The organism is Echinicola pacifica DSM 19836 (genome assembly GCF_000373245.1).
Taxonomy (GTDB): Bacteria; Bacteroidota; Bacteroidia; order Cytophagales; family Cyclobacteriaceae; genus Echinicola; species Echinicola pacifica.
Genome location: NZ_KB890739.1, coordinates 116637 through 139643, shown reverse-complemented (window position 1 = coordinate 139643; position 23007 = coordinate 116637). Strand labels below are relative to the sequence as shown.

The following is a 23007-nucleotide window of genomic DNA, read 5'->3' as shown; positions in this document are numbered from 1 at the left end:
TCGGTATCCATTGGAATCTTAGTGATTTATCCTTTACTTTTGACTAAAAGCGATAAAACATGAAAAGGTGGACCTTGCTTAGTATCGTATTGATTATTATCAATCTCAGCCTTTCCGGCTGCAGTTGCGATCCTGAGCGGATAATGGAATGGGTAGCTTCCTCAAGCTTGTTTAAGGGCATGGAGGAGGTCAAAGCCGTTGGCGAGTTTCAGCGCATCAGCATCAACCATTCCTCACATACCGATAAGGACAGCAGCTATAGTAAGATAGAAATCCGGCTTTTTGATGGGCAGATTGAGGATTTATATAAGAACGAAGCTAATATTGCACGTCAGTGCGCCCAAACCTATATCAAGACCTCAGAGAATGAAGACTATGACCAAATAGAGGTCTTTATCATCAAAACTCAAGAGTCTAATCCAAACCAGGCAATTTACCAAAGTCAATATTTATTCAAAGTCAATGAGCTTATAGACAATTAGCATAACCCCAAACGCTAGCATCCTTATGGAAAATCAAGTCCCCTATTTCCCTCCTCATCAGCAGCCCATGACCTTGGGAGAATGGATTGTCACTCTTCTAATTTCGGCAATTCCCATGGTAGGGATCATCTCCCTGATCATCTGGGCTTCGGGTAGTACTACGAATATCCATAAGAAAACTTACGCCAAAGCGGCCTTAATCATCTATGCGATTATGGGGGTCGCTTCCCTTATCTTATTCGTCATCATCCCGATGATCCTACTCAATAGTGACCTGAGTCACTATGATTATTAAAAAAATACGCATGAAGTATAGAGCACTTTGTACTGATATTGATGGGACATTTCTGGACAAAAACCGTGAAATATCCCCCCGGACCCTATCAGCCATAAAACAATTACCAGCAGACTTCCCGATCATTTTGGCCTCCTCCCGCATGCCTAGCGCCATGCGGCATTTACAAGCCACCATGAACCGACTCGATAATCCAATGATCTGCTATAATGGAGGTTTTGTCATTCACTATGGAGACAATGGCCTGGAGCTACTCGACACGGTCAAGATCCCTTTGGAAACCTGTGATCATATTACCAGCCTTACGGCCGGATCAGATATACATACCAGCCTCTATTTTGAAGACGAATGGTATGCTCCCCAGGACGATGCCTGGACACAAAAAGAAATCACCAGTACCAAAGTGCAGCCCGTGATAAAAGCTTGGGGCGCTGTCCATGAGGACTGGCATTCCCGCAAAGCAGGAGCACATAAGGTCATGTGCATGGGTCCGGCAGATCAGATGGATCGCCTGTACCAGCAACTAAAGCAGACCAAAAATGAAGACCTGCACCTGTACCGGTCCAAGGACACCTATCTGGAAATCGCTCCCAAATCAATCTCCAAAGCCAGCGCCCTAAAGCAGTTGCTAGCCCTAAAGTATGATATCAGCTTATCGGAAGTTATCGCTTTTGGCGACAACTATAATGACATAGAATTGCTAAAAGAGGTAGGGTATGGCGTAGCCGTAAGCAATGCCCGCGAGGAGGTAAAAGCCGTGGCGGACGAAATCACTGCCACTAATAAGGAAGATGGTGTGGCCATGATGATCGAAAAACATCTGCTGGGAGATTAAGCCCCCAGCAGGCCCTCACCGCTTTCGTGGTCCTGCACCGCTCGGTTTAGGAAACCAATGAATCCATTCATTTTCTGGAAATACTCCATACAAGTAGGAATAAGCTGATCAGACAATACCTGCTCATCAGTCAATGGATGTCGCACCAAAAACCCCTTGAACCGCAGCAGGTCAATATACTGGTGATCCTTCTCATAGCCCTTTGGGGAAGTCTTCAACTGCGGCCCGGACAGCGGCCCAAAAGCCTTTCGGAATTCAGGCTCATGAAGTATAGCCTGCAGCTCTTCTCCAGAATAATCTATCTCCTGGCGGATTTTTTTCAGCGTCTCAGCATCCGGCATCCTCAGCCCTCCAGCCAAAAAACAAGCTCCTGGCTCCACGTGCAGGTAGTACCCGGGAAAGGGTGATTTCTTTCCCTGCGGGGAAAAATAAGCCCCCATATTGATTTTATAAGGGTTTTTATTGGCACTAAATCGTACATCACGGTTCTGGCGATAAGTACAATCCTTTGGCCTCAAACCCTGAAGTCCAGGATTTATCATTAGCAATTCATCCAATAAATCACCTACCATCAGCAAAAACCCATTCCTTGTTTGCTCATACCAAGCGCGGTTTTCTACCATCCATTCCTTGGAATTGTTTTCAGATAATTGCTGCAAAAATTCGATTGTGTCCTTATTCATAGGTAGTATTATTTGAGCTTTTAAACGTTTTTATGTCCTATTATTTTCGGTTATATCCTTTGTAAGCATATTCCAGACCAAGTTCCTTCCCAAAGAAACTAATAGGAACCAAAAGTATCTATGCCTACCATAACTAAATGCACTAATAAATGATTTCCCTATTTGCTTATAATTTTTGATTCCCTCCCCTCTTACACTTAGACCCTCCTTTTTCATCCAAATTAATTCTTGCCCTCATCAATTTAACCATCTACAACTTATCCACTATCGTACCCGAAGCCTCAACAGCAGCAAAAAAGCGGGGATCAATGTATCAATCCAAACTAAGGAAATTAAAAGAGCTAAAGCAGCGGTTAGAAGGCCTTCTTAAGTCTTCTCAGTATTCTTTTTTGTTCTCTCAGAAAATCAAAAGGCCTTTTATCTAAATAACAATCAGTCATTTAAAGCCAAAACCCATTGACTAAACCGATTTGTCATGGATCTATGCGCTTGCAATAGGAAGATCAGGAAATACAAAAACTACGTAACACTAAAATATTTTACGTATTATTTATACGTAATTTTACTTAATTAATATTTTTTACTTACCTTAGCATGCATAAACAAGGGGCTTATATGAGATTAAGCTTCTATACTGAAATAACAGGGTTAAAAACGAACGTATTTTTACGTAAAAAACATCAAAAGTATGATTATAGACTGGTTGACTGATTAATAACTAAGGTAAGGGGGTTCTGGATTAGATCCAGCTCCTTTGCTTTTTTCATTGGAGACCAGCCCTTCACATAACCACAAGCAAATGTCCAACCTTTAAAATGGAATTATCATGAAACAAACACCAAGCAAAGCAACGTCCATTAATTTATTGGATTTCAAATCACCACAGATGAGGGCATTCCATCTGTCCTGGTTTGCCTTCTTTTTATGTTTTTTTGGCTGGTTTGGCATAGCCCCATTGATGGCGGTGGTGCGTGACGAGCTGGACTTGACCAAGTCTCAGATTGGCAATATCATTATAGCATCAGTATCCATCACGGTAATTGCCAGACTTATGATTGGCTGGCTGGTGGATAAGATTGGTCCACGGATCACCTATACCTATTTGCTCATTTTGGGCTCCCTACCAGTGATGTTTATTGGGCTCAGCAATAGTTATGAGACCTTTTTACTTTTCAGACTTGCGATAGGCGTGATAGGAGCGTCCTTTGTGATCACACAGTACCATACCTCCGTGATGTTTGCACCGAATATAGTGGGCACGGCAAATGCCACTTCTGCAGGCTGGGGCAACCTGGGTGGAGGGGTGACACAGATGGTCATGCCAATGATTTTTGCCTTATTCGTTTCTCTTGGATTCCTGGATTCCGCGTCGTGGAGATATGCGATGGTAATTCCGGGAATAGCTATGATCCTTTGCGGTATAGCTTACTATAAATGGACCACGGATTTTCCTGAGGGCAATATTGCTGACCTGAGCAAGGCAGATTTGGATTATAAAAAGAAGAAAAAGGCAGATAGCCAGGGCGCTTTTAAGGCAGCCATCTCCGACCATCGAGTATGGGCATTATTCCTGATTTATGGAGCATGCTTTGGCATTGAGCTGACGATCAATAACGTGGCAGCCATCTATTACCATGATTTCTTCCAATTGGACCTTAAGACAGCAGGGCTAATTGCAGGCTTATTTGGCTTAATGAACCTGTTTGCTCGATCCCTAGGCGGAATGTTTGGAGACAAGGCAGGTATTAAATGGGGCTTAAAAGGCCGGGTAGGATTCTTAGGAGCGGTATTGCTGATAGAAGGTCTGGCCTTGGTATTATTTGCCCAGATGACGGCCCTTCCATTGGCGATAGGTACCATGATTCTGTTCAGCCTGTTCGTTCAGATGGCAGAAGGAGCTACTTTCAGCGTCGTGCCATTCATCAATAAGAAAGCGATCGGCACCATCTCTGGGATCGTGGGAGCAGGAGGAAATGCAGGAGCAGTGATGGCTGGATTCTTATTCAAGATGGAGGGTGTTTCTTATGGTGAAGCCCTTACTGTATTAGGCTTGGCAGTGACTGCCATTAGCGCCTCGGCCTTATTGGTGAGATTCTCCGCAGCAGATGAAAAAATAGCTAAAACAGAGCTTGAGGCTTCCCTTTCAAGCAAAGAATTACAACCAGAATACGCAAAGAACTAATAAAAATCCCAAGTCTATGTCAACGGTCAAACCAGAAAGCTTCAAAAGTACCTGTTCCTATTGCGGTGTAGGCTGCGGCATCATCGTCCATAAGGACAAAAAAGGGCAGGTATCTGTAGAAGGAGATCCTGAGCATCCTGTAAACAAGGGCATGCTATGCTCCAAAGGCATGAATCTCCACTATGTGGTGAGAGACCAATCTGACAGACTTACTCATCCGCAGATGAGGTGGGGAAAATCACATCCATTAGAGAGAGTGGATTGGGATACGGCTATGCAGCGTGCTGCGGCGGTATTCCAATCCATCATCAAAAAGCACGGCCCTGATGCCGTGGCTTTTTACGTTTCCGGCCAATGCCTCACCGAGGAGTATTATCTGGTAAACAAACTCTCTAAAGGCTACCTGCAAACCAATAATATAGACACCAACTCGCGGCTGTGCATGAGCTCGGCGGTGATGGGATATATCAAGACCTTGGGCGAGGACTCTGTTCCTATCGCCTATGATGACATCGAATTAGCAGACTGTTTTATGGTGGCTGGTGCCAATCCCGCTTGGTGCCACCCCATATTATGGCGAAGAGTAGAAAAGCATAAAGAAGAAAACCCCAACACCAAGATCATCGTGGTGGATCCACGGGTGACTCAAAGCTGCTCCCTTGCGGATCTCCACCTGCAGATCAACCCGGGCACCGATGAAGCCCTGTACCTGGCCATAGGAAGAGGTCTTATTGAGCAAGGGGATATCGATGTAGATTTTATCAAAAACCACTCAGATGGCTTCGAAGCCTATCGGGATCTGGTAATGGAAACCAGCTTGGAAGAATCCGCCGCCATTTGCGGAGTGTCCACCACAGATATCCTTTTGGCTGCCAGCTATATCGGCGATGCCAAAGGATTCATCACCATGTGGGCCATGGGGCTAAACCAAAGTACCGAAGGGGTAAACAAGAACTTAGCCTTAATCGACCTTAACCTAATCACTGGCCAGATTGGAAAACCTGGCGCGGGGCCTTTCAGCCTTACCGGCCAGCCAAATGCCATGGGAGGCCGTGAGGTAGGTGGAATGGCCACCCTGCTCGCTTCTCACCGAAGCCTCAATAATCCTGAACACCGCCAGGAAGTCGCTGACTTCTGGGGCGTGGACAAACTCCCTGAGCAAGCTGGAAAAACAGCCACGCAGATCTTTGAAGGCCTGGAAGAGGGAAGTATCAAGGCGGTATGGATCATCTGTACCAACCCACTAGTCAGCATGCCTGACGCGCGCAGAGTAGAAAATGCCTTGAAGAAAGCGAAATTTGTGGTGGTCCAGGACATCTCCACCAAGGCCGCAGCTATCCCCTACGCCGATCTAGTCCTGCCAGCTGCAGGCTGGGGGGAGAAGGAAGGCACCATGACCAATTCGGAGCGGCGAATCAGCTACCTACCAAAATTCACCCCGGCACCGGGAGAGGCTCTACCTGATGCCGAGATCCTCATCCGCTTCGCCAAAAAAATGGGCTTTGGGGGATTTGATCATGCCTCCATGGCAGAGGTATATCAGGAATATTGCCAGCTGACCAAAGGCACTAATATTGACATTTCGGCACTGACCTATGCTCATCTCAAGCAGGTGGGCACCGTTCAATGGCCTTTTACAGGCCTGAATCCTGAAGGAACGCCACGCTTATTTACCGATCATAAGTTTCACACTCCTAATGGAAGAGCTCAGATTTTGGCCTCCGGCCCAAAAAACAAAACCGAACTTACGGATACCGACTTCCCACTAATCCTCACCACCGGAAGGATCAGAGACCAGTGGCATACCATGACACGCACAGGAAAGGTCTCTAAACTAAATAAACATATCGCCAGCCCATTCCTTGAAATTCATCCCGAGGATGCCCAGCGTAGAAATATTAAGGAGGGCGACACCGTACTGATCACTGGCAAGCGCGGCGAGGTCCGTGTGCATGCCCAGATCACCACCAATATCAATGCCGGGGTGGTTTTCCTCCCCATGCACTGGGGCAAAATTCTTCAGAATGACCTATCACGAGCCAATAACCTCACAGGAAACGGCATCGACCCAGTCTCTAAACAACCTGACTTCAAATTCTCCGCGGTGCAGGTAGAAAAATACCGTAAACCAAAACAGAAAATAATTATTGTGGGCGCTGGTGCAGCGGCCTACCGATTTATAAACACCTATAGGGAGCTAAACGAGGAGGATGAAATACATGTATTCTCCAAAGAAAAACACCCTTTCTATAACCGTGTGCTCCTTCCTGACTATGTCAATAGGCATAAAGTCTGGGAGGATCTATTGAAATTCAAGTCTGAGGAGGAGATGAACAAATTGAATATTCATCTCTTCATCCAAAACGGCATAGAGTCCATAGACCGGTCCAATAAGACGGTGACGGACGAAAAAGGCAGGGTGCATCACTATGACACGCTTATTCTGGCGACTGGAAGCAGGGCTTTTATTCCGCCGGATATGCCCATGCATCTTCCTGGAACCTTCACCATGCGCAGCCGCTTAGATGCGGACAAGCTGAAGGAATACTTAAACTACCAAGGGGAAGTATTGATCGCAGGCGGAGGACTGTTAGGCTTAGAATTAGCGGCAGCCTTGCGAGAAATAAACGTTGGTGTGACCATCGTACAGCTAGGTTCCCGACTGATGGAGCGGCAGCTGGATCCAATGGCGAGCTCCCTGCTAAGAGAGAAAATCGAAGAAATGGGCGTAAAGTTATTTATGAATAACCAAATCGCTCATCTGGACAGCCGTGAAGCAGACAAAACAGTCAAAATAAGCCTCAAAGGCGGCCAGGAAATCACCTGCAATGCGGTGGTTCTAGCGATCGGAACGCGACCAAATATGGAGCTGGCAAAATCTGCAGGCTTGGTATGTGGTCGCGGAATAAAGGTAAATGACTACCTCCAGACCAGCGACCCTGCCATCTATGCGATGGGAGAAATAGCCGAGCATCAAGGCAAGCTAAACGGCATCACCGCTGCAGCAGAAATGCAGGCGGACATCGCTGCTCGCTATATCACCGGCGACCTGCTGAGCTTATACAAAGGCTCCGTGCCCATGAATATATTGAAATTTGCAGAACTTGATCTCTGCTCCATTGGTATTCCGGAAATCCCTGCCAATGGCGAAGGATATGAGGAAATACTGCTTATCGACACCGCTCAGACCTATTACAAAAAATGCATAGTTCATCAGGATCGCCTTGTCGGCGCAATATTGATGGGCGACAAGTCGGAGTTTGCCGAATTCAAAAGCCTGATCGAAGAGCGAACAGAGCTCTCTAAGAAACGACAGGAACTGCTACGAGGCCAATCCAATCAGGAGCCAATGCTTGGAGAAATGGTCTGCTCCTGCGGCAATGTCGGTCATGGTAATATCACCAAGGCCATCGAAGGCGGATGTCAGGATTTCCGACAACTCTGCCAACAAACCGGCGCTGGCCTAGGCTGCGGAAGCTGCAAGCCTGAGGTAAAAAACATCCTGGACACCACCATGCCCGCCCTAGTAAAAGTCTAAAAACTCAATTGATCAAAAATCCCTTTACTATTCCTGTATTTCTTTCAGGGTAAATGGATAACTTTATAGTGTCTAACGCTGACAAAAATGCAAAAAGCTGACCTTGTACGAGTATTTATAAAAGGAGGAATCATATCCCCCGGAGATTTCCTCAAGACCATCAATACCGCCAACAGGCTTGGCACTAACTATATTCACCTCGGCTCCAGGCAGGATATTCTATTCCCTGTAAAGGACAAAAACCTCGAAACCCTGGACGAAACTTTCAAGGCGATCAACACCGCTTACGATACCGACGGGGAGGAATACCACAATATCGTCACCTCTTATACGGCATTAGACGTTATGCCAACCACCCACTGGCTGGCCTCACATACCTATCATTATATTCTTGATACCTTTGATTATTTACCAAAGCTTAAGATCAATATTACCGATCCCGTCCAAAGTCTGGTTCCTGTATTTACCGGAAATATTAATTTTGTAGCATCCTCACAGGACAACTATTGGTACCTATACCTGCGGTTTTCGGAGATAGACACCAAGCCTTGGTGCGCTCCAGACCTGATCTACGGATATGACCTGGCAAGAATCTCTAAGGTGATCGAGGAGATAAACCCTATTCAAAGTGGCCTGAAATACGAGGAGATCTATGAAAAAGCAAAGAGCATCACCGCTCCAAACACGGTCATGCAGGAGCAGGAATTAGATTTCCCAGAAAGCAATTCGCCCTATTACGAGGGAATGAATAGGATCGTTGGAGGGAAATATTGGCTAGGGCTATACTGGAGGAATAATAAATTCGCTATCAATTTTCTAAGGGCACTTTGCGAATTATGTATCGAGACGAACATTGGCAAAATCTCTCTTACTCCCTGGAAGTCTATCATCGTCCGTGGCATCGCCGAAAAAGACCGACTGAGCTGGGAAAAGCTATTGGGAAAATATGGCATCAATATTCGTCACAGCTCCTTGGAACTAAATTGGCACCTTCCAGTACTGGATGAGGAGGCATTGGACATCAAAAACTACCTTGTGCGGGCCCTGGACAAGCAAGACATCAGCACCTATGGACTTAGCTTCTCCATCAAGACAAAGCATATGGCTCTTTTTACCTCCGTCGCCATTGAAAAAGCCGCCAAGGAAAAACCTGAAGAACCAGAATATTTCAATATTCTTTACTCAAAAGATTTCAACCCCAATTTTTCTGAGTATTTTTATTATGCAAAGCGGGTACCCTTGGACACGATTCCACCACTACTAATCGAGTTGAGCTATAAGTATTACGATCAATTGGAAGCTCAGAAACCTCAGGAAAGCAGTGAAACAGAAAAGGAAAAACTGCCAAGGACCCACCGGAAGTACCAATGTGCCAACTGCCTGACCATCTACGATGAGCAGTATGGTGATGCTGAGTCAGAGATCTCAGCAGGAACTTCTTTTTTGAAACTGCCAGACAGCTATGCATGTCCGGTATGTGAAAGTCCAAAATCGGCTTTTAAACTGATCACTTAATATGAAACTAAGAATAAATAATAATTCGATCCGCCTACGGCTTTCCCAAACTGAGGTCAATGATATCGGGCAAGGAAAGGCCGTATATGAAGACCTCAAAATCGGACCAAGCAATACCTCCGCCTTCCGATACAGCCTTATTCCTGATGAGGAAATACAAGAGGTGCATGCAGCTTTTTATGATGGAAATCTGGAGGTGACGATTCCCAGCAAGCAAGGTGAAAAATGGGCGATGTCGGAGGAGGATGTGAGCATCCGATCGGTCCAATATGAAGATACCGAAGGGGAAAACCTGGTACTCATCGAAAAGGACTTCCAATGTCTCCATAAACGTCCCGATGAGGATGAAAGTGATAGTTTTCCCAATCCAAAATCATTGGATGACTATGCTAAAGAAAAGGACACAGAATAATAGATTATTAGACAAGCTGCATTACTCATCCCTTAAACGGGAGGAAGTGCACGTTTATTTTTAGCATTTACCTGCACCATCCAGTAGCTGATATATACGCTACCCAATAGGCTGGGCACAATCCAATTCCACAGCCATGGCAAAACCTGATTGACTACCAAAAAAGCGGATACCGCAGCGATATAGCCACCAGTCATTTTTCCTAAGTGTAATTTCATCCAGTTCGCCTGTAGCTCTCCTGGTTTTTGCAGCATTTTCAGATCCCTAAAGCCAAAAATTAAGCTGACTATTCCAAATACCCCTAGTACAATATTGAACACCCCATAAAATAGCAGGGGTATGAGGATCATCGACAGCCCGGTAATCATCACCATAATTGCTAGTATATAATCTCCCAGAAGATTACTTCCTTGGATTCTATACTTCACACTTCTAAAGCCACTAATCAAAAAGTAAAGGCTAAATACGCCAATTGAAAACAAGAAAGCATTTTGATGTCCCGGAAGTACGGCGATCAATAGGGCAGTGAGCGCCGAAGTAAGCATGGCATAAAAGAAAATCCTACCAGTCCCCCGATGGAGCTTTTGCCCTTTCTTTGCAAACAAGGCTATACCTCCTGAAAATAGCGCAAGGGCGCCGAAACCAGCATGGAAGAAAATTAAAATTTTGGTTAGACTGATCGTTTCCATTTACTTCAAATTAATTGGAACACTAACTAAACTTCCTGCCCTATTGCCCTACTCTTTACTTATACCTTAAATTCCTCTTCCCAGAGTCGAAATCCGCCCGCAAAAGCATTTTTATTGGAACCTAGCCTGCAACCGTCGGGGATGACCTCTAGCTCCTTGGAGTTTCCTCCACCAAGCACAATTTCATCGGGTTGGAAAGCTCTGAAAAAATACTCGACAGCCTTGTGTACGTGCTTTTCCCATTTCTTAGCGCCGTGATTAAAGAAATAAGCCTTACCCACATAAGCCTCAAAAGTGGCTTTGCGGTAAGGAAGATGCGCAGATTCCATTGGGATAATGCTATCATTGACGACCATTGCGGTACCTAAACCCGTACCCAGCCCCATAAAAAGCAGCTTCTTGCCTTCATAGCTGCCTAGAGCCTGCATCGCAGCGTCATTGATAATCTTCACCGGGCAGCCAAAGGCTGCATTGAAATCATAAGTCTGCCAGCCTTCCCCCAGATTCACGGGTTCGGTGAGAATTTTATTGTTTTTGACGATACCTGGAAAGCCTATGCTAACATGGTCATACTCCCATTTGGAGGCTTCCTTCTTTACTAAGGGTATCATTTCTTCAGGAGAAAAGTCACTACCAGAAGGTATTTTGATCCTTTCCTCAGCACCTGAGGCCAAAATCTTGATGTTTGAACCTCCTATATCTATTACAAGAATTTTCATATAACCAAAGATAATAAGTCCAATGAAAAATCCACGGCTTAATGTAGATTTGAAGACCAATTCTTTAATTTGTTTCCAGCAGCTCCGCCAAAAACCAGATTAAAACCAATCTGCTGATGCCTAAATAATAAAACCTCTCCTCCAGCCTTGGCCGAAAAAGAGGTTCACTATTCCTCCGTCCAATTTCATTATATATCTATATTTATTGGATTAGCAAGAATTAATGTTTTTAGAATGGGCAATTTCATTTTCCCACCGCTTAATTATGCACCTTATTCAAATTCAATAAACCATTTACATCCTTGCTGATCTGAGGCGAACCAATATAATTCACCTCAGCCTTTCCATTGACCTCTATGGTAAGTTGGTCCGCACATGACAAGTCAAAATCCCCTTTTCCATTTACCTCGATGAAGGTTTCCGAAGATAATAACTCAAAATTGTCTACGTCGATTTTTCCATTCACCAATAAGTATTGCCTACGAACCGTGCCGGTCAATCGCACATCCCCAACTCCGTCGCAATCTATCGTAAAATCATCTAAGTGGAGCGCACCTTCATTGTCTATATGGCTGTCACCATCGATACTCACCTTCTCCAACTCAGCCACGGTGGCGATGACCCGCACCCCTTTATTGGTATTTAGGCAACGAAACTTCCCCTTAAACCCAATGGACAATTCCCCTCCACGCACCTCATACTCCATCACCTCCATCAACTGGCTTTCTGCGAGCACCTTGACCGAAGAGGTCTCGCCCTGGATAATGGTGAGGTCCACGGGCCCAGTGAGCACAATCTCATCAAAGTCAGCTACATCAAGTTCATATTCCCTTAGCTCCCCATCACCGCGGATACAAAGGCCATCATCTGTACAGGCCGTAAATAAGCTGATTATCAAAACGGCTGAATAAATAAAGTAATTTCTCATCTTAATACAATTTTCTGTTGAATATCAATCCACTTTGGCCCCTGGGCCATACCCTAATAGGTAGCTGGGAACCTGTATTCATTAGGACACTCAAGTGGAAAAACACCCTTAGTTCCCCTTATAAAAAATAAAGACTAAAGACAGACCAAAAAGTAATTTGCTGCATAATCGCCCTGAAGGGCGCATTAGATCAACAAATACAGGGATGATTCCATTATTTAGGGCACAAAAAAAAGCATTCAGACAATGGAATACCAGCGTCTGAATGCCCTATAAAATGTATAAGTAGATTTCTAAAACCTGACTTAACTAAAGATATCTGTTTGCAATTTACCTGTACTATCAGAGAAAGACTCCACAGGAATACCCATCGTGTTTAGCATGCTTACGAAGAGGTTTGACATAGGAGAATGGTCATCGAATTTGGTATAAGTACCATGATTCACGCCCATATTTTTGCCACCTGCCAATACCAAAGGATAGTTGACTGCATCATGGGTACTGCTACATGCAGAGCCATAAAGCACCAGGGTATTGTCGAGAAGTGGGCCATACTCATCCTCTGTAGTTTTCATTTTGTCCAAGAAATAAGAATATTGCTTGGCAAGCCACTGATCATAGCTACCCCATTCCTGCCAGTGATTTTTAGTTTTATCATGGCTAATGGAGTGGTGTCCTTTATTGAGCCCTAGAGCCAATTTAGGGAAGTTTTCACCAAAGCCCATACCATCTTCACGAGCCATCATATAGGTCATTACTCGCGTGATATCGGTCTGCATGCCCAGCACCATCAAATCAAAAGAAGAGCGTATATAGCTTTCCGGATCCACGGTGGCATTGGGATTGAGATTCAGATAATCGGAATTGAATGACTTCATAGGTACATTAAGCCATTTTTCATTTCGCTTGATTTGCTCCTCCACGGAGTTTAGCGAGGTCATATATTCATCCAGCTTGAGCTTATCATTTTTGCCCAGGCGTTTTTGCAATCTTTTACTGTCTTCCAGCACCAAATCAACGATCTTCTGCTCCTGTTGCAGGGATTTTCTTCTCAGCTGAGAAGTCTCTCCACCACCTAGTGCAAAGTACCGCTCGAAGATCTCACGGTGACGGTGCTCGGAAGGAATTGGTCTTCCATTGGGATCAAAGGAAAGCGTGGACACTCTAGACTTATAGCCAATACCACCATCGGTGGAAAGTGCCAAATAAGGGAATCGGGTATGCTTTGCCAGATGCTGAGCAGCCACCTGATCCACGGAGATATTATTATTGTACTGGCTACCGCGAAGGTCGCCACCTGTAAGCCAGGTGTCACCTGCTAAGTGCCCAAGTAGATTTCGGCTTTTGGGATGGCTCAGGCCGCCCATGATCGTAATCTCCTTACGGTGCCGCTCCAGGGAAGAAAGCGTATTGGTAAACTTATAGTCCTTTCCTTCTCCTAGTGGAAACCAGTTCCAGTTTTTATGATCAGGATTGGTTTCGGGCGGTAGCCCAACCCCATTAGGAAAGTAAACGAAACATAAGCGCTTTGGAGCTTCGCTCATGGCACCAACTTTTTGGATTGGCGCACCCATGGCCTCCATATATGGAAGCATGCAGGCGACTCCAAGCCCCTTCATAAATGTTCTTCTGTCAAGTTCCCAAGATTTCTTTCCCATGGCTATAATTTTAGGTTATTGTATCTAAATATAACAAAATTTTATGGAAGCACCCCTACGTTATCCATTGATATCCAATGGGATGCCTCTTATTACTTAATTTTAAAACTCTCCTTTGAAAGAAGGGCTCAGTACGATTTGCTCTAATACGGTTCTGAATTTGTAATCATCTTTGCGAACCTCTCTTACGATTTTGTCTATTTCCTTTTCATCTACGAAGGTCACATCTCTACCCAAAGCATAAGAATAAAGATAAGTAACGAGTGATCTGGTGAACACATCGGCTTTCATATCGATGATATAGGATTTGATTTCCTCTATTCCATCCACCGTTTCCCCATTCGGGAGCTCGGCTTTAGCGTCGATAGGATTACCGTTATTGGCTACTGTCTGGAAAAGTCCTACTGCATTATAGTTTTCGAAGGCGATTCCATAAGGGTCAATTTTACGGTGACAATCCATACAAGCGGCTTTGTCTCTGTGGACAAAGAGCTGCTCTTTAAGCGTAAGCTTTTCGAATCCGGGTGTTTCCGGATCCAGTTCCGGCACATTTGGCGGTGGTGGCGGAGGCGTATCCCCTAGGATTTTTGATCTCACCCACACCGCTCGCTTGATCGCATGCGCCTGAGTTCCGTCCGAATGTCCATTAAGGAAGGCTCCTTGTGAGAGCAGCCCACCACGTCTCATGTCCTGGGTCACTGCTACAGGTCTGAATTGGCTTCCTTTCACCCCTTCTATGCCGTAGAATTCGGCCAGGTTCTGATTGAGCATCGCAAAATCAGATTCTATAAAATTCATAATGCTAATGTCCTGATCGAGGATATAGTGAATAAACTCATACGTCTCCTCAGTCATATCACGTTTCACAAATCGCGTGAAGCCTGGATATAGGTTGACATTGGTGCTCATCGCCTCATGACGATCCACTCGCAGCCATTCGTTGGAGAAGCGCTCCACCATATTCTTTATCCTCGGATCTTCCACCATTCGATCCACCTGCTTTTTCAGGTATTTATCTTTGTGTAGATCGCCATCATCAGCCAATTCGTACAGCTCCTCATCAGGCGCAGAGTTCCATAGGAAATAAGATAATCTTGAAGCCAGGTAATATTCCTTCTCCTCCTTAGACTCTTCCTTAGCAGGCTCTGCCAGATAGAGGAAGTTTGGAGAGCATAGCACTGCAATCAACACTTCTTTGACCTCATCCTCATAGCGAGGGAAATCACCACGGATTCCTTTCCAGAAGTCCATATATGGCTTCATTTCATCCTTGCTCACTGGTCTTCTGAAGGCTTTGGTCATAAAGTCCTCGAGGATCTCAGCAGTATATTTCTCTTTATCACTTTTATTTTTAGACTCAAAGAATATTTCGGTATGGCTCACTGGAGGCCATACTGGATAATATGGCGCCTCAAATTCCAGCTCATGAATAAGCAGAGGCGGACCTGAATCTTCATTATCCTTAACCAGATAATCATTCCACAATCCTAGGATCATGATATTGGCCAGGATCTCAGTCTCCACCGTATCGATTACTGGAATGGGTAAGTCTTCCAATCTACCTTTAAAGATATAATCCTCCCATTTCGACTTTTCATTGGTCACATTTCTGAAGGAGTCAAAGGTCTGGTAATCCATCCCATCATCTGTTCGGGTACCTGCAAAGGCCCGCATTACCGGCTTATCCTTATCGTATTTGGCACGGCTTTTCTCAGCCTCACTTTTCAATTGTACCGCGATCGGATGATCTTCGGGGAATGGAGTGACGATCACCTTGCTAAATCCGGTAAAGAAGGTACCACCGATCATCAGCTTATGCTTGCCTTTCTTCAGGTAAGCCAGCGTCAGTGGACTCGTCATCTCAGGCTTTTCCTTGTATTTCTCATCAAAGTGGAAACGCTCCTGAAGCTTAAATCCATCAACTTTCATCTCGATAGAAGGCATGCCTTCCTCTCCGATATAAGGATGGACATAGTCGATTTGGTAATAGCCCTCTATCGGCGCCTCAAAGGTATATTCAGCAGAAGCATACTCGGTAAGTTCTTTCGACTTCAGCCAGGCCCCTTCTTTCTTCAGGTTCTTTATATTCTTAGCATTATCCTTTCCTAAAACGATCGGCGAGGCCTTAGACTGGGCTGGCTGATCGGACCTTAGGCTGATAAATCCTTCTTTCTGGCTGTACCATTGGTAGCCTTTGGAGGCCTTGATACGGAACTCAAAATCTCCTTCTTCAGGGAATACTTTTCTGAAGAGCAACTTCAAGTTGGGAGAAGGTCCCTGCCATGATTTTGGCGTTACCTCCTTATGAGGAAGTGCAGAATAAAGCATGATGCCATCTTCCACCACCTGGTATCGGTCGGCATGCGATCCTCTCATCCCCACACCTATATTTCTTTTGATCTCGTCAATCTCTGCTCCATGCATAGGCTTGCCGTTTTCATCCATCACCTCCACCACAAAATCATCAGAGGGAATGGGTGCACTTTGGTATCCACCGATCATGGCAGCAGTCTTTCCTTTACCGATCCCCTTACCAAAGGTGATTTTATAGCGAGTTGGTTTTGGTTTTTCTGCTGGCGCAATGGCCTTATCGATAGCATTACGAGCGATCTGCTTATAATAATCTACGTGAAGTGGAGAGATCTGTAATACTTGGCCATTATTACTAAAGCCCATCTCGGACTTAGAATCATCTGGCAGCACCCCTCCAAAATTCGCATGAACGCCCAAAAGGCTTACCAGTGAATTGGTATATTGATCCTTGGTTAATCTTCGGATTACAGGTTCCTGATCCGCTTTTCTCAGCGCTACCGCCTGCTGGATGGAGGCGGTAATCCAATCGACAAGGACTCTTCTTTCTTCATCCGAAAGCTGCTTTTCTTCCTTAGGAGGCATTTCGCCAGAATTAACCATATCGAGCATCGCTCTCCAGGTCTCGGCATCATGGCCCTGCACCATATCAGGGTTTATCCCATCCAGGCGAAGTCCGCCTTTTTGCTCCTCCGACCCATGGCAGTTTTCACAATAACTGGCCGTGATCGGATTGATATCTTTCTGAAAACTATATTGAGTTAAGGTCTCTTCTATTTCGGAACTGCCCATGGCAGTCAGCCCTTCCATTCCATAGGGATCATCTCCCAGGAACTCCCGTACTTCATCAGGAAGGTCTTCGGTGAGGTACTTGGAGCCATGAGTAAGGGATCCTCCATAATGGCCGGTGGCACTAAGAGCCACAACAGTCACCATCAGCATGGATAGATACGCTGGAGAAGGCTTACCACTTTTCTGCAATTTGCTTCTGAATACTAGCATCCAGGTGGCCAGGACAGCCGTGGATACCCCCAGCCATTTGTGCCATACCATCACCTCACTGCCATAGCCACCACTGGCGGCTAGCAATGCCCCCACGATCACCGTGGGTATGGCGGTCAATACCGTCAACCAGAGTAAGATACTACAGGCTGGACTGAGGTTAGATTCCGGGAATATATAATCCACCACTTCCAATACCACCAAAGCGATAAAAATCCCAATGGGGAGATGGACAAATAATGGGTGAAATTTCCCAAAAAATGCCAAGGTCCAATGCATTTCTCCAAATGGAAAAACAGCAATGCCCACCAATATTAGGCTTATTATTAGCCCTCCTGACATAGTCAATCCTTCTTGGATCGCCTTTCTAATCCTCTTCATTAATTTACTTGATTGTATTGTTATTTGAGTTATTGTCTCTTTCAGCCTTGCTTCTCGGCAGTATCCCCTTCAAGCTAAAATCCAGGACATCAGCTTACTGATAATTCTCTTTCATTTTTTACGCTTAAGGCTTTCGAATGAAGGTTTGTATAAATACGAATTCCCTCATCATCAAATCCATAATACAGTATAGGATATTATGATGAGGAAATCAATCAACCTTATATAAGTGGATAATTTTGATGAGAAACTAGCAAAAAAAATACTTATTGTAGGGGCAAAAGAACATATCTCCCTAAAAAATAAACATTTACACTACAAATACTTACCATTCACCCCACAATGACAAACGAAAGTAAAAAAGCTGAAAAATACAATTCAGTTCTTCGCTATTTCCCTAAAGCGAAGAGTACTCATAGTCCACGCTTCGCCTTAGTCTTGCAGTGCCTTCTGGACTATCGCCAGGGCAGCAGTGGAATGTGACATAGCCAAGGCTGCATCATGACCTTTTGGTGACATCTTTCTCCATGTTTTTTGGACGATATCGATCAGCTTAGTTTCCTCTTCTTTATGCTTCGCAATAAATGGATCGAAGTAATATTTCAAAAACACTAAACAAACCACATCTTCCAGCGCCTGCACCTCCGGGTCTGTTTTGAGCCTTCTCTTATTAAGCAAATCGTCCACTTTACTGATCGCTTCTTCACCATAGCCATTTTCAGCCATGATCTCCGCTGCCAGCTTGCCGTGAAATTTCTTCAATGCGGTGCGCCATTCCAGATAGCCCTTCCTATCCATAGGGTAATCATCTCTAGGGATAGCCCAGCGCCTGATATGCTGACAGCGAGCCGCCAACTGCAGGGTCTCGGAGGCTGTAGGATAGAATTCCAATAACATCTCTGTCATCCTTTGGCTATACAGCAATTCCTTGGGCATCTCCTCGCCATTCACCAATTCCATAAAAGGGTCCTGAGAATTGACCTTGTCGAAGGCCTCCATTGTCTGTTTAAATTTGCTTTCCATGATTATCAGCGCTGAGTTTAGGCTGGCAATTTAAGGGCTTTTGATGAGAGTAAAAAAAATCCCTGGCGATTGGCAGAAGATTTAAGCCCGCTCCACCTCTTTTAATAAGTTCAACACACGCTCCCGCTCATGGACCACCTGACCGATAACGATAATCGCTGGCGCCGCAAGGTTTTCCTTTTGCTGCCGCTCCCCTATATTACCTAGGTCGCCAAACAGCGTCCGCTGCCGCTCCGTACTGCCCTCCTGAATAATCCCAATGGGCTCCGCCACTCCTCTATATTTTGCAAATAGGGCGATGATCTCCGGAAGTTTCTTCATGCCCATAAGTATCATCACCGTCGCTGAAGACTGAGCTGCATGATGAAGGTCACTGGCGATGCTATGATCCTTTAGGGTACCCGTTACCACCCAGAAGCTCTCATTGACTCCTCTTTTGGTGAGAGGCACTCCCGTCAGGCCAGGCACCGCCATGGCACTACTTATCCCGGGTACGTAGCTGGTCTCTACCCCATACCTGGCTGCGTACTCCAACTCCTCATGACCTCTGCCAAATACATATGGATCGCCGCCCTTTAGGCGCACCACATGTCCGCAGGTCTCTGCGTACTTCACGATCATCTTATTAATCTCCCGCTGCTGTCGGTGGTGAAGCCCTGCTCGCTTACCCACAAAAACCCTGATGGCCGACTCGGGAACATATTCTAATAAAGCAGGATTTGCTAGTGCATCATATAAGACTACATCAGCAGTCTGGAGGGCCTTCATGCCCTTAATGGTGATTAATTCCGGGTCTCCCGGTCCTGCTCCTACTAAGGTCAATCGTTTCATATCAGTAGTTTTTTAACGTATCAGTACTTAAAACACAAAACAAATTTAAGTATTTTTATACGTATTTTTACGTATTATTAAAAATAATATCTAATTTAGCCGATGTAAATAGGTCACTAACTCAGACGAATTACTTAGATCAACTCCAAACGACTCAATTATGACAAAGATAATAGTAATCGGAAACGGAATGGTAGGTTATAAATTTTGCGAAAAATTAAGAGCCAAAACTACCGAAGAACATATAGACATAACGGTTTTTGGAGAGGAACCATGGCCGGCCTATGACAGGGTCCATTTAAGTGCCTATTTTTCCGGATCAACAGCAAAGGACCTGATGATGGCTCCACGCTCCTGGTATGAGGAGAATAATATCGACCTCCACACCAACGAGCTCATCGTGCAGATCAATAGGGAAGACAAGCAAGTCATCACCCATACTGGGGTGGACTATACGTATGACAAGCTAATCATCGCCACTGGCTCGGGGGCATTTGTACCGCCAATCAATGGGGTGGATAAGAAAGGGGTCTTCGTTTACCGGACCCTTGAGGACTTGGATGCCATCTTAGATTATAGCAAAAAGGCTAAATCTGCGGCCGTAATTGGCGGTGGACTACTTGGCCTTGAAGCCGCCAAAGCTGTGCTGGACATGAACCTGGCCGCCCATGTCGTGGAATTTGCTCCTCGCCTAATGCCCCGGCAGCTTGACGAGGCGGGATCCTCTATCCTCCAGGGAAAACTTGAAGCTTTAGGAATTAACATACTTCTATCAAAGAACACCCAAAAAATAACTGGAAACGGTAAGCTAACTGGTCTGGAATTTACTGATGGCAGCAAGCTGGAAACAGATATGCTCATCATATCTGCGGGCATCAAGCCACGGGATGAGCTGGCAGCCGAATGTGGCCTGGCCACCGCCGCCCGAGGGGGAGTCATCGTCAATGAGTTCCTTCAAACAGAGGACCCTGATATATATGCCATTGGCGAAGCCGCCTCCTACAAGGAAATGGTATATGGACTGGTAGCCCCAGGCTATGAGATGGCCTCCCAAGTGGTAAATCAGATCGTCAATGATGAGGTAAAGCCATTTATGGGTTTTGACATGTCCACCAAGCTTAAGCTAATTGGAGTGGATGTGGCGAGCTTCGGAGACCCTTTCGGGCAGATCGAGCCGACCATTCCCATCGTTTATGAAAACAAAAACTCTGGAATCTATAAAAGAATAAATATATCCACTGACGGCAAACGCCTGGTGGGTGGGATACTCGTCGGTGAAGCATCTGCTTATAATATGCTCCTGCAGATGACCCAAAACAAAATGCCGCTTCCTCCAGAGCCTGAGGACCTGATCCTTGGTGCCCGGGGAGGCAAAGAAGCTGCTGGAGCTGGAGTGGAAAACCTCCCTGATGAGGCTCAGATCTGTTCCTGTGAGAATGTCACCAAAGGTGATATCTGCAAAATCATAACCGAAGACGGGGTCAGCAAGGTGGACGAGATCAAGGCCTGTACAAAGGCCGGAACTGGCTGTGGTGGCTGTATGCCTATGGTCAATGACCTACTGAAGTACCAGTTGAAAGCGATGGGCAGAGCGGTCAAAAACGTATTATGTGAGCACTTCGAATACAGCCGACAAGAGCTACTCGATATCGTAAAGATCAAAAAAATAAAGACCTTCGACTCCCTTCTCGATGAGGTGGGCCAGGGAGATGGCTGCGAAACTTGCAAGCCAGCGGTGGCCTCTATCCTATCCAGCACCTGGAATGAGCTGATCACGGAGCAGGACACCATCCAGGATACCAATGACCGATTTCTTGCCAATATCCAGCGTGGCGGTACTTATAGCGTGGTACCTCGGATTCCTGGTGGAGAAATCACTCCCGAGAAACTCATCGTCATTGGCGAAGTTGCCAAAAAATATAAGCTCTACACCAAAATCACAGGTGGCCAACGCATCGATATGTTTGGCGCTAGAGTGGACTTGCTGCCGGATATATGGGAAGAACTCATAAATGCGGGCTTTGAAAGCGGGCATGCCTACGGCAAATCACTGAGAACCGTCAAAAGCTGCGTGGGAAGCACCTGGTGCCGATACGGCGTCCAGGATTCGGTGTCTTTTGCCATCCAAGTGGAAGAGCGATACCGGGGACTACGCTCCCCTCATAAGCTCAAAGGGGCCGTATCAGGCTGTATCCGCGAATGTGCCGAGGCCCAAAGTAAGGATTTTGGTATCATCGCCACCGAGAAAGGCTGGAACCTCTATATCTGTGGCAATGGTGGCTCAAAACCGCAACATGCCCTGCTGCTCATCAATGATGTGGATACCGAAACTTGCCTTAAGTTCATCGATAGATTCCTGATGTTCTATATCCGTACCGCAGAACCACTGACCCGAACCGCCACCTGGCTCAATAAATTGGAAGGGGGACTGGACTATGTCAGAGATGTGGTGGTCAATGACTCCTTGGGGATAGGTGAAGAACTCGAAAGGGAAATGCAGTTTATGATAGACACCTATTCTTGCGAGTGGAAAGACGTGGTAAACAATCCTGCTCTACGCGCAAAATTTAAGCACTTTGTCAATGCAGATGTGGAAGACCCTAGCCTCAAATGGACAGATATGAGAGGTCAAAAGATCCCCGCTGCCTGGTAAGCCGCTGACTAGCGGTCTTCCTGAAAATAGGCAAATACCTTCAAGAAAATTTCTTAGCATCAATCTCATAACATTTATTTAGTATGATCTCAGAACTCGAAAAATATAAAACTGCGGACACATCGAAAGTTAGCACTTGGTATAAAGCCGCGGAGGTGAGCGCCATTCCAGAAAATGGCGGTGCCTGCATCAAGTATAATGATCTTCAGATTGCGATATTCAACTTTTCTCGACGCAACGAATGGTATGCCTGCCAAAACCTCTGCCCGCATAAAATGCAAATGATACTTTCCAGGGGAATGATCGGCTCTTCTGAGGGAGAGCCTAAGGTGGCTTGCCCTTTTCATAAAAAGACTTTTTCCCTCAAAACCGGAAAAAACATCAATGGAGATACCTGCGATATCGCCACCTACCCCATTAAGATTGAAGAGGGTTTTGTTTACGTAGGTTTTGAATAAATCTCCCGAAAAACGCCACTTAATGAACCCCTGATTCATCATTCAGACAGCATAATTAGTAGAAGACCTATTTTTCATTTACTAAGGCAGGATTTTATGTCAATCCTGCCTTTTTTATGGATCATAATTAATTTCCGCCAGCTCCAAAGTGGTCATCCTATTAATAGGATGACTCGTTGGCTGAGGGGTTCTGCCTCTTTTATCTCATAGCATAAGCTCTGGCTTTATCCATTTTTAAGCTAACTATAGCGCTCCACAGCACTCTTTAGGGCCGGTTTAGTAGGCATTAAGCGACTAAGCTATACCTGAATTTTCACCAGTAATCCCTCTGATATTGGTATTATATTGTTAAAATCGACAATCCCCCATCACTTCAATATATTTGTTTTAAATTGCAATTCTCTTAACTTGAG

The 23007-nt window shown here is 45.4% G+C and carries 17 protein-coding genes; 9 read left to right on the top strand and 8 right to left on the bottom strand.

Features of this window, described 5'->3' with window-relative positions:
* The first annotated feature begins 59 nt into the window (after positions 1-59).
* The 3 genes from B050_RS0105170 to B050_RS0105160 are packed head-to-tail and all read left to right on the top strand — an operon-like array spanning position 60 to position 1612.
* Positions 60-482: a hypothetical protein gene (locus tag B050_RS0105170; RefSeq protein ID WP_018472827.1), complete on the top strand. Its 423-nt coding sequence runs from the start codon at positions 60-62 to the stop codon at positions 480-482.
* 25 nt (positions 483-507) lie between these two features.
* Complete coding sequence (locus B050_RS0105165) at positions 508-777, top strand: hypothetical protein (RefSeq protein WP_018472826.1); 270 nt, start codon at positions 508-510, stop codon at positions 775-777.
* A 10-nt stretch (positions 778-787) separates the two neighbouring features.
* Positions 788-1612: a Cof-type HAD-IIB family hydrolase gene (locus B050_RS0105160; protein WP_018472825.1), complete on the top strand. Its 825-nt coding sequence runs from the start codon at positions 788-790 to the stop codon at positions 1610-1612.
* Here B050_RS0105160 and B050_RS0105155 read toward each other — a convergent pair.
* Positions 1609-2295 carry a DUF2461 domain-containing protein gene (locus B050_RS0105155; protein WP_018472824.1) on the bottom strand — a complete coding sequence of 229 codons (687 nt, stop codon included), beginning with the start codon at positions 2293-2295 and terminating at the stop codon, positions 1609-1611. The genes B050_RS0105160 and B050_RS0105155 overlap by 4 nt on opposite strands.
* Before the next feature lie 826 nt (positions 2296-3121).
* Between B050_RS0105155 and B050_RS0105150 the strand changes: the two genes are divergently transcribed.
* From B050_RS0105150 to B050_RS0105135, 4 genes are all read left to right on the top strand, one after another.
* Complete coding sequence (locus tag B050_RS0105150; RefSeq protein ID WP_026235652.1) at positions 3122-4477, top strand: MFS transporter; 1356 nt, start codon at positions 3122-3124, stop codon at positions 4475-4477.
* Positions 4478-4493: 16 nt separating this feature from the next.
* Entirely contained in the window at positions 4494-8015 is a 3522-nt protein-coding gene (locus B050_RS0105145; RefSeq protein WP_018472821.1) for a nitrate reductase, read from the top strand.
* An 87-nt stretch (positions 8016-8102) separates the two neighbouring features.
* Positions 8103-9530 (top strand): rubredoxin, encoded by a 1428-nt coding sequence (locus B050_RS0105140; protein WP_018472820.1) that lies wholly within the window; start codon positions 8103-8105, stop codon positions 9528-9530.
* Between the two features lies 1 nt (position 9531).
* Complete coding sequence (locus B050_RS0105135) at positions 9532-9942, top strand: DUF7009 family protein (protein ID WP_018472819.1); 411 nt, start codon at positions 9532-9534, stop codon at positions 9940-9942.
* A 32-nt stretch (positions 9943-9974) separates the two neighbouring features.
* Here B050_RS0105135 and B050_RS0105130 read toward each other — a convergent pair whose 3' ends face one another.
* From B050_RS0105130 to cobA, 7 genes are all read right to left on the bottom strand, one after another.
* Entirely contained in the window at positions 9975-10631 is a 657-nt protein-coding gene (locus B050_RS0105130; protein ID WP_018472818.1) for a DUF2306 domain-containing protein, read from the bottom strand.
* A 59-nt stretch (positions 10632-10690) separates the two neighbouring features.
* The gene (locus B050_RS0105125; protein WP_026235651.1) at positions 10691-11350 is read right to left on the bottom strand and encodes an ROK family protein; all 660 of its coding nucleotides are present in this window, start codon (positions 11348-11350) and stop codon (positions 10691-10693) included.
* A gap of 259 nt (positions 11351-11609) precedes the next feature.
* Positions 11610-12278: a GIN domain-containing protein gene (locus tag B050_RS0105120; protein WP_018472816.1), complete on the bottom strand. Its 669-nt coding sequence runs from the start codon at positions 12276-12278 to the stop codon at positions 11610-11612.
* A 305-nt stretch (positions 12279-12583) separates the two neighbouring features.
* Positions 12584-13936, bottom strand: a complete 1353-nt coding sequence (locus tag B050_RS0105115) for a DUF1552 domain-containing protein (RefSeq protein ID WP_018472815.1) — start codon at positions 13934-13936, stop codon at positions 12584-12586.
* A gap of 102 nt (positions 13937-14038) precedes the next feature.
* Complete coding sequence (locus B050_RS0105110) at positions 14039-17629, bottom strand: DUF1592 domain-containing protein (RefSeq protein WP_018472814.1); 3591 nt, start codon at positions 17627-17629, stop codon at positions 14039-14041.
* A 432-nt stretch (positions 17630-18061) separates the two neighbouring features.
* Positions 18062-18652 carry a DUF4202 domain-containing protein gene (locus tag B050_RS0105105; protein WP_018472813.1) on the bottom strand — a complete coding sequence of 197 codons (591 nt, stop codon included), beginning with the start codon at positions 18650-18652 and terminating at the stop codon, positions 18062-18064.
* A gap of 81 nt (positions 18653-18733) precedes the next feature.
* Positions 18734-19483: a uroporphyrinogen-III C-methyltransferase gene (gene cobA, locus B050_RS0105100; protein WP_018472812.1), complete on the bottom strand. Its 750-nt coding sequence runs from the start codon at positions 19481-19483 to the stop codon at positions 18734-18736.
* 160 nt (positions 19484-19643) lie between these two features.
* On the opposite strand from cobA, the gene nirB reads away from it, so the two are divergent.
* Together nirB and nirD are read left to right on the top strand one after the other, a co-directional pair.
* Positions 19644-22136 (top strand): nitrite reductase large subunit NirB, encoded by a 2493-nt coding sequence (gene nirB, locus B050_RS0105095; RefSeq protein WP_026235649.1) that lies wholly within the window; start codon positions 19644-19646, stop codon positions 22134-22136.
* A gap of 83 nt (positions 22137-22219) precedes the next feature.
* Positions 22220-22594: a nitrite reductase small subunit NirD gene (gene nirD / locus B050_RS0105090; RefSeq protein ID WP_018472810.1), complete on the top strand. Its 375-nt coding sequence runs from the start codon at positions 22220-22222 to the stop codon at positions 22592-22594.
* Positions 22595-23007: the final 413 nt, after the last annotated feature.

Coding starts and splice junctions, on each gene's coding strand:
- B050_RS0105140 (WP_018472820.1), top strand. CDS start 8,103: ATGCAAAAAGCTGACCTTGTACGAGTATTTATAAAAGGAGGAATCATA.
- B050_RS0105165 (WP_018472826.1), top strand. CDS start 508: ATGGAAAATCAAGTCCCCTATTTCCCTCCTCATCAGCAGCCCATGACC.
- B050_RS0105170 (WP_018472827.1), top strand. CDS start 60: ATGAAAAGGTGGACCTTGCTTAGTATCGTATTGATTATTATCAATCTC.
- cobA (WP_018472812.1), bottom strand. CDS start 19,483: ATGAAACGATTGACCTTAGTAGGAGCAGGACCGGGAGACCCGGAATTA.
- B050_RS0105145 (WP_018472821.1), top strand. CDS start 4,494: ATGTCAACGGTCAAACCAGAAAGCTTCAAAAGTACCTGTTCCTATTGC.
- B050_RS0105160 (WP_018472825.1), top strand. CDS start 788: ATGAAGTATAGAGCACTTTGTACTGATATTGATGGGACATTTCTGGAC.
- nirB (WP_026235649.1), top strand. CDS start 19,644: ATGACAAAGATAATAGTAATCGGAAACGGAATGGTAGGTTATAAATTT.
- B050_RS0105135 (WP_018472819.1), top strand. CDS start 9,532: ATGAAACTAAGAATAAATAATAATTCGATCCGCCTACGGCTTTCCCAA.
- B050_RS0105125 (WP_026235651.1), bottom strand. CDS start 11,350: ATGAAAATTCTTGTAATAGATATAGGAGGTTCAAACATCAAGATTTTG.
- nirD (WP_018472810.1), top strand. CDS start 22,220: ATGATCTCAGAACTCGAAAAATATAAAACTGCGGACACATCGAAAGTT.
- B050_RS0105155 (WP_018472824.1), bottom strand. CDS start 2,295: ATGAATAAGGACACAATCGAATTTTTGCAGCAATTATCTGAAAACAAT.
- B050_RS0105110 (WP_018472814.1), bottom strand. CDS start 17,629: ATGAAGAGGATTAGAAAGGCGATCCAAGAAGGATTGACTATGTCAGGA.
- B050_RS0105150 (WP_026235652.1), top strand. CDS start 3,122: ATGAAACAAACACCAAGCAAAGCAACGTCCATTAATTTATTGGATTTC.
- B050_RS0105105 (WP_018472813.1), bottom strand. CDS start 18,652: ATGGAAAGCAAATTTAAACAGACAATGGAGGCCTTCGACAAGGTCAAT.
- B050_RS0105130 (WP_018472818.1), bottom strand. CDS start 10,631: ATGGAAACGATCAGTCTAACCAAAATTTTAATTTTCTTCCATGCTGGT.
- B050_RS0105115 (WP_018472815.1), bottom strand. CDS start 13,936: ATGGGAAAGAAATCTTGGGAACTTGACAGAAGAACATTTATGAAGGGG.
- B050_RS0105120 (WP_018472816.1), bottom strand. CDS start 12,278: ATGAGAAATTACTTTATTTATTCAGCCGTTTTGATAATCAGCTTATTT.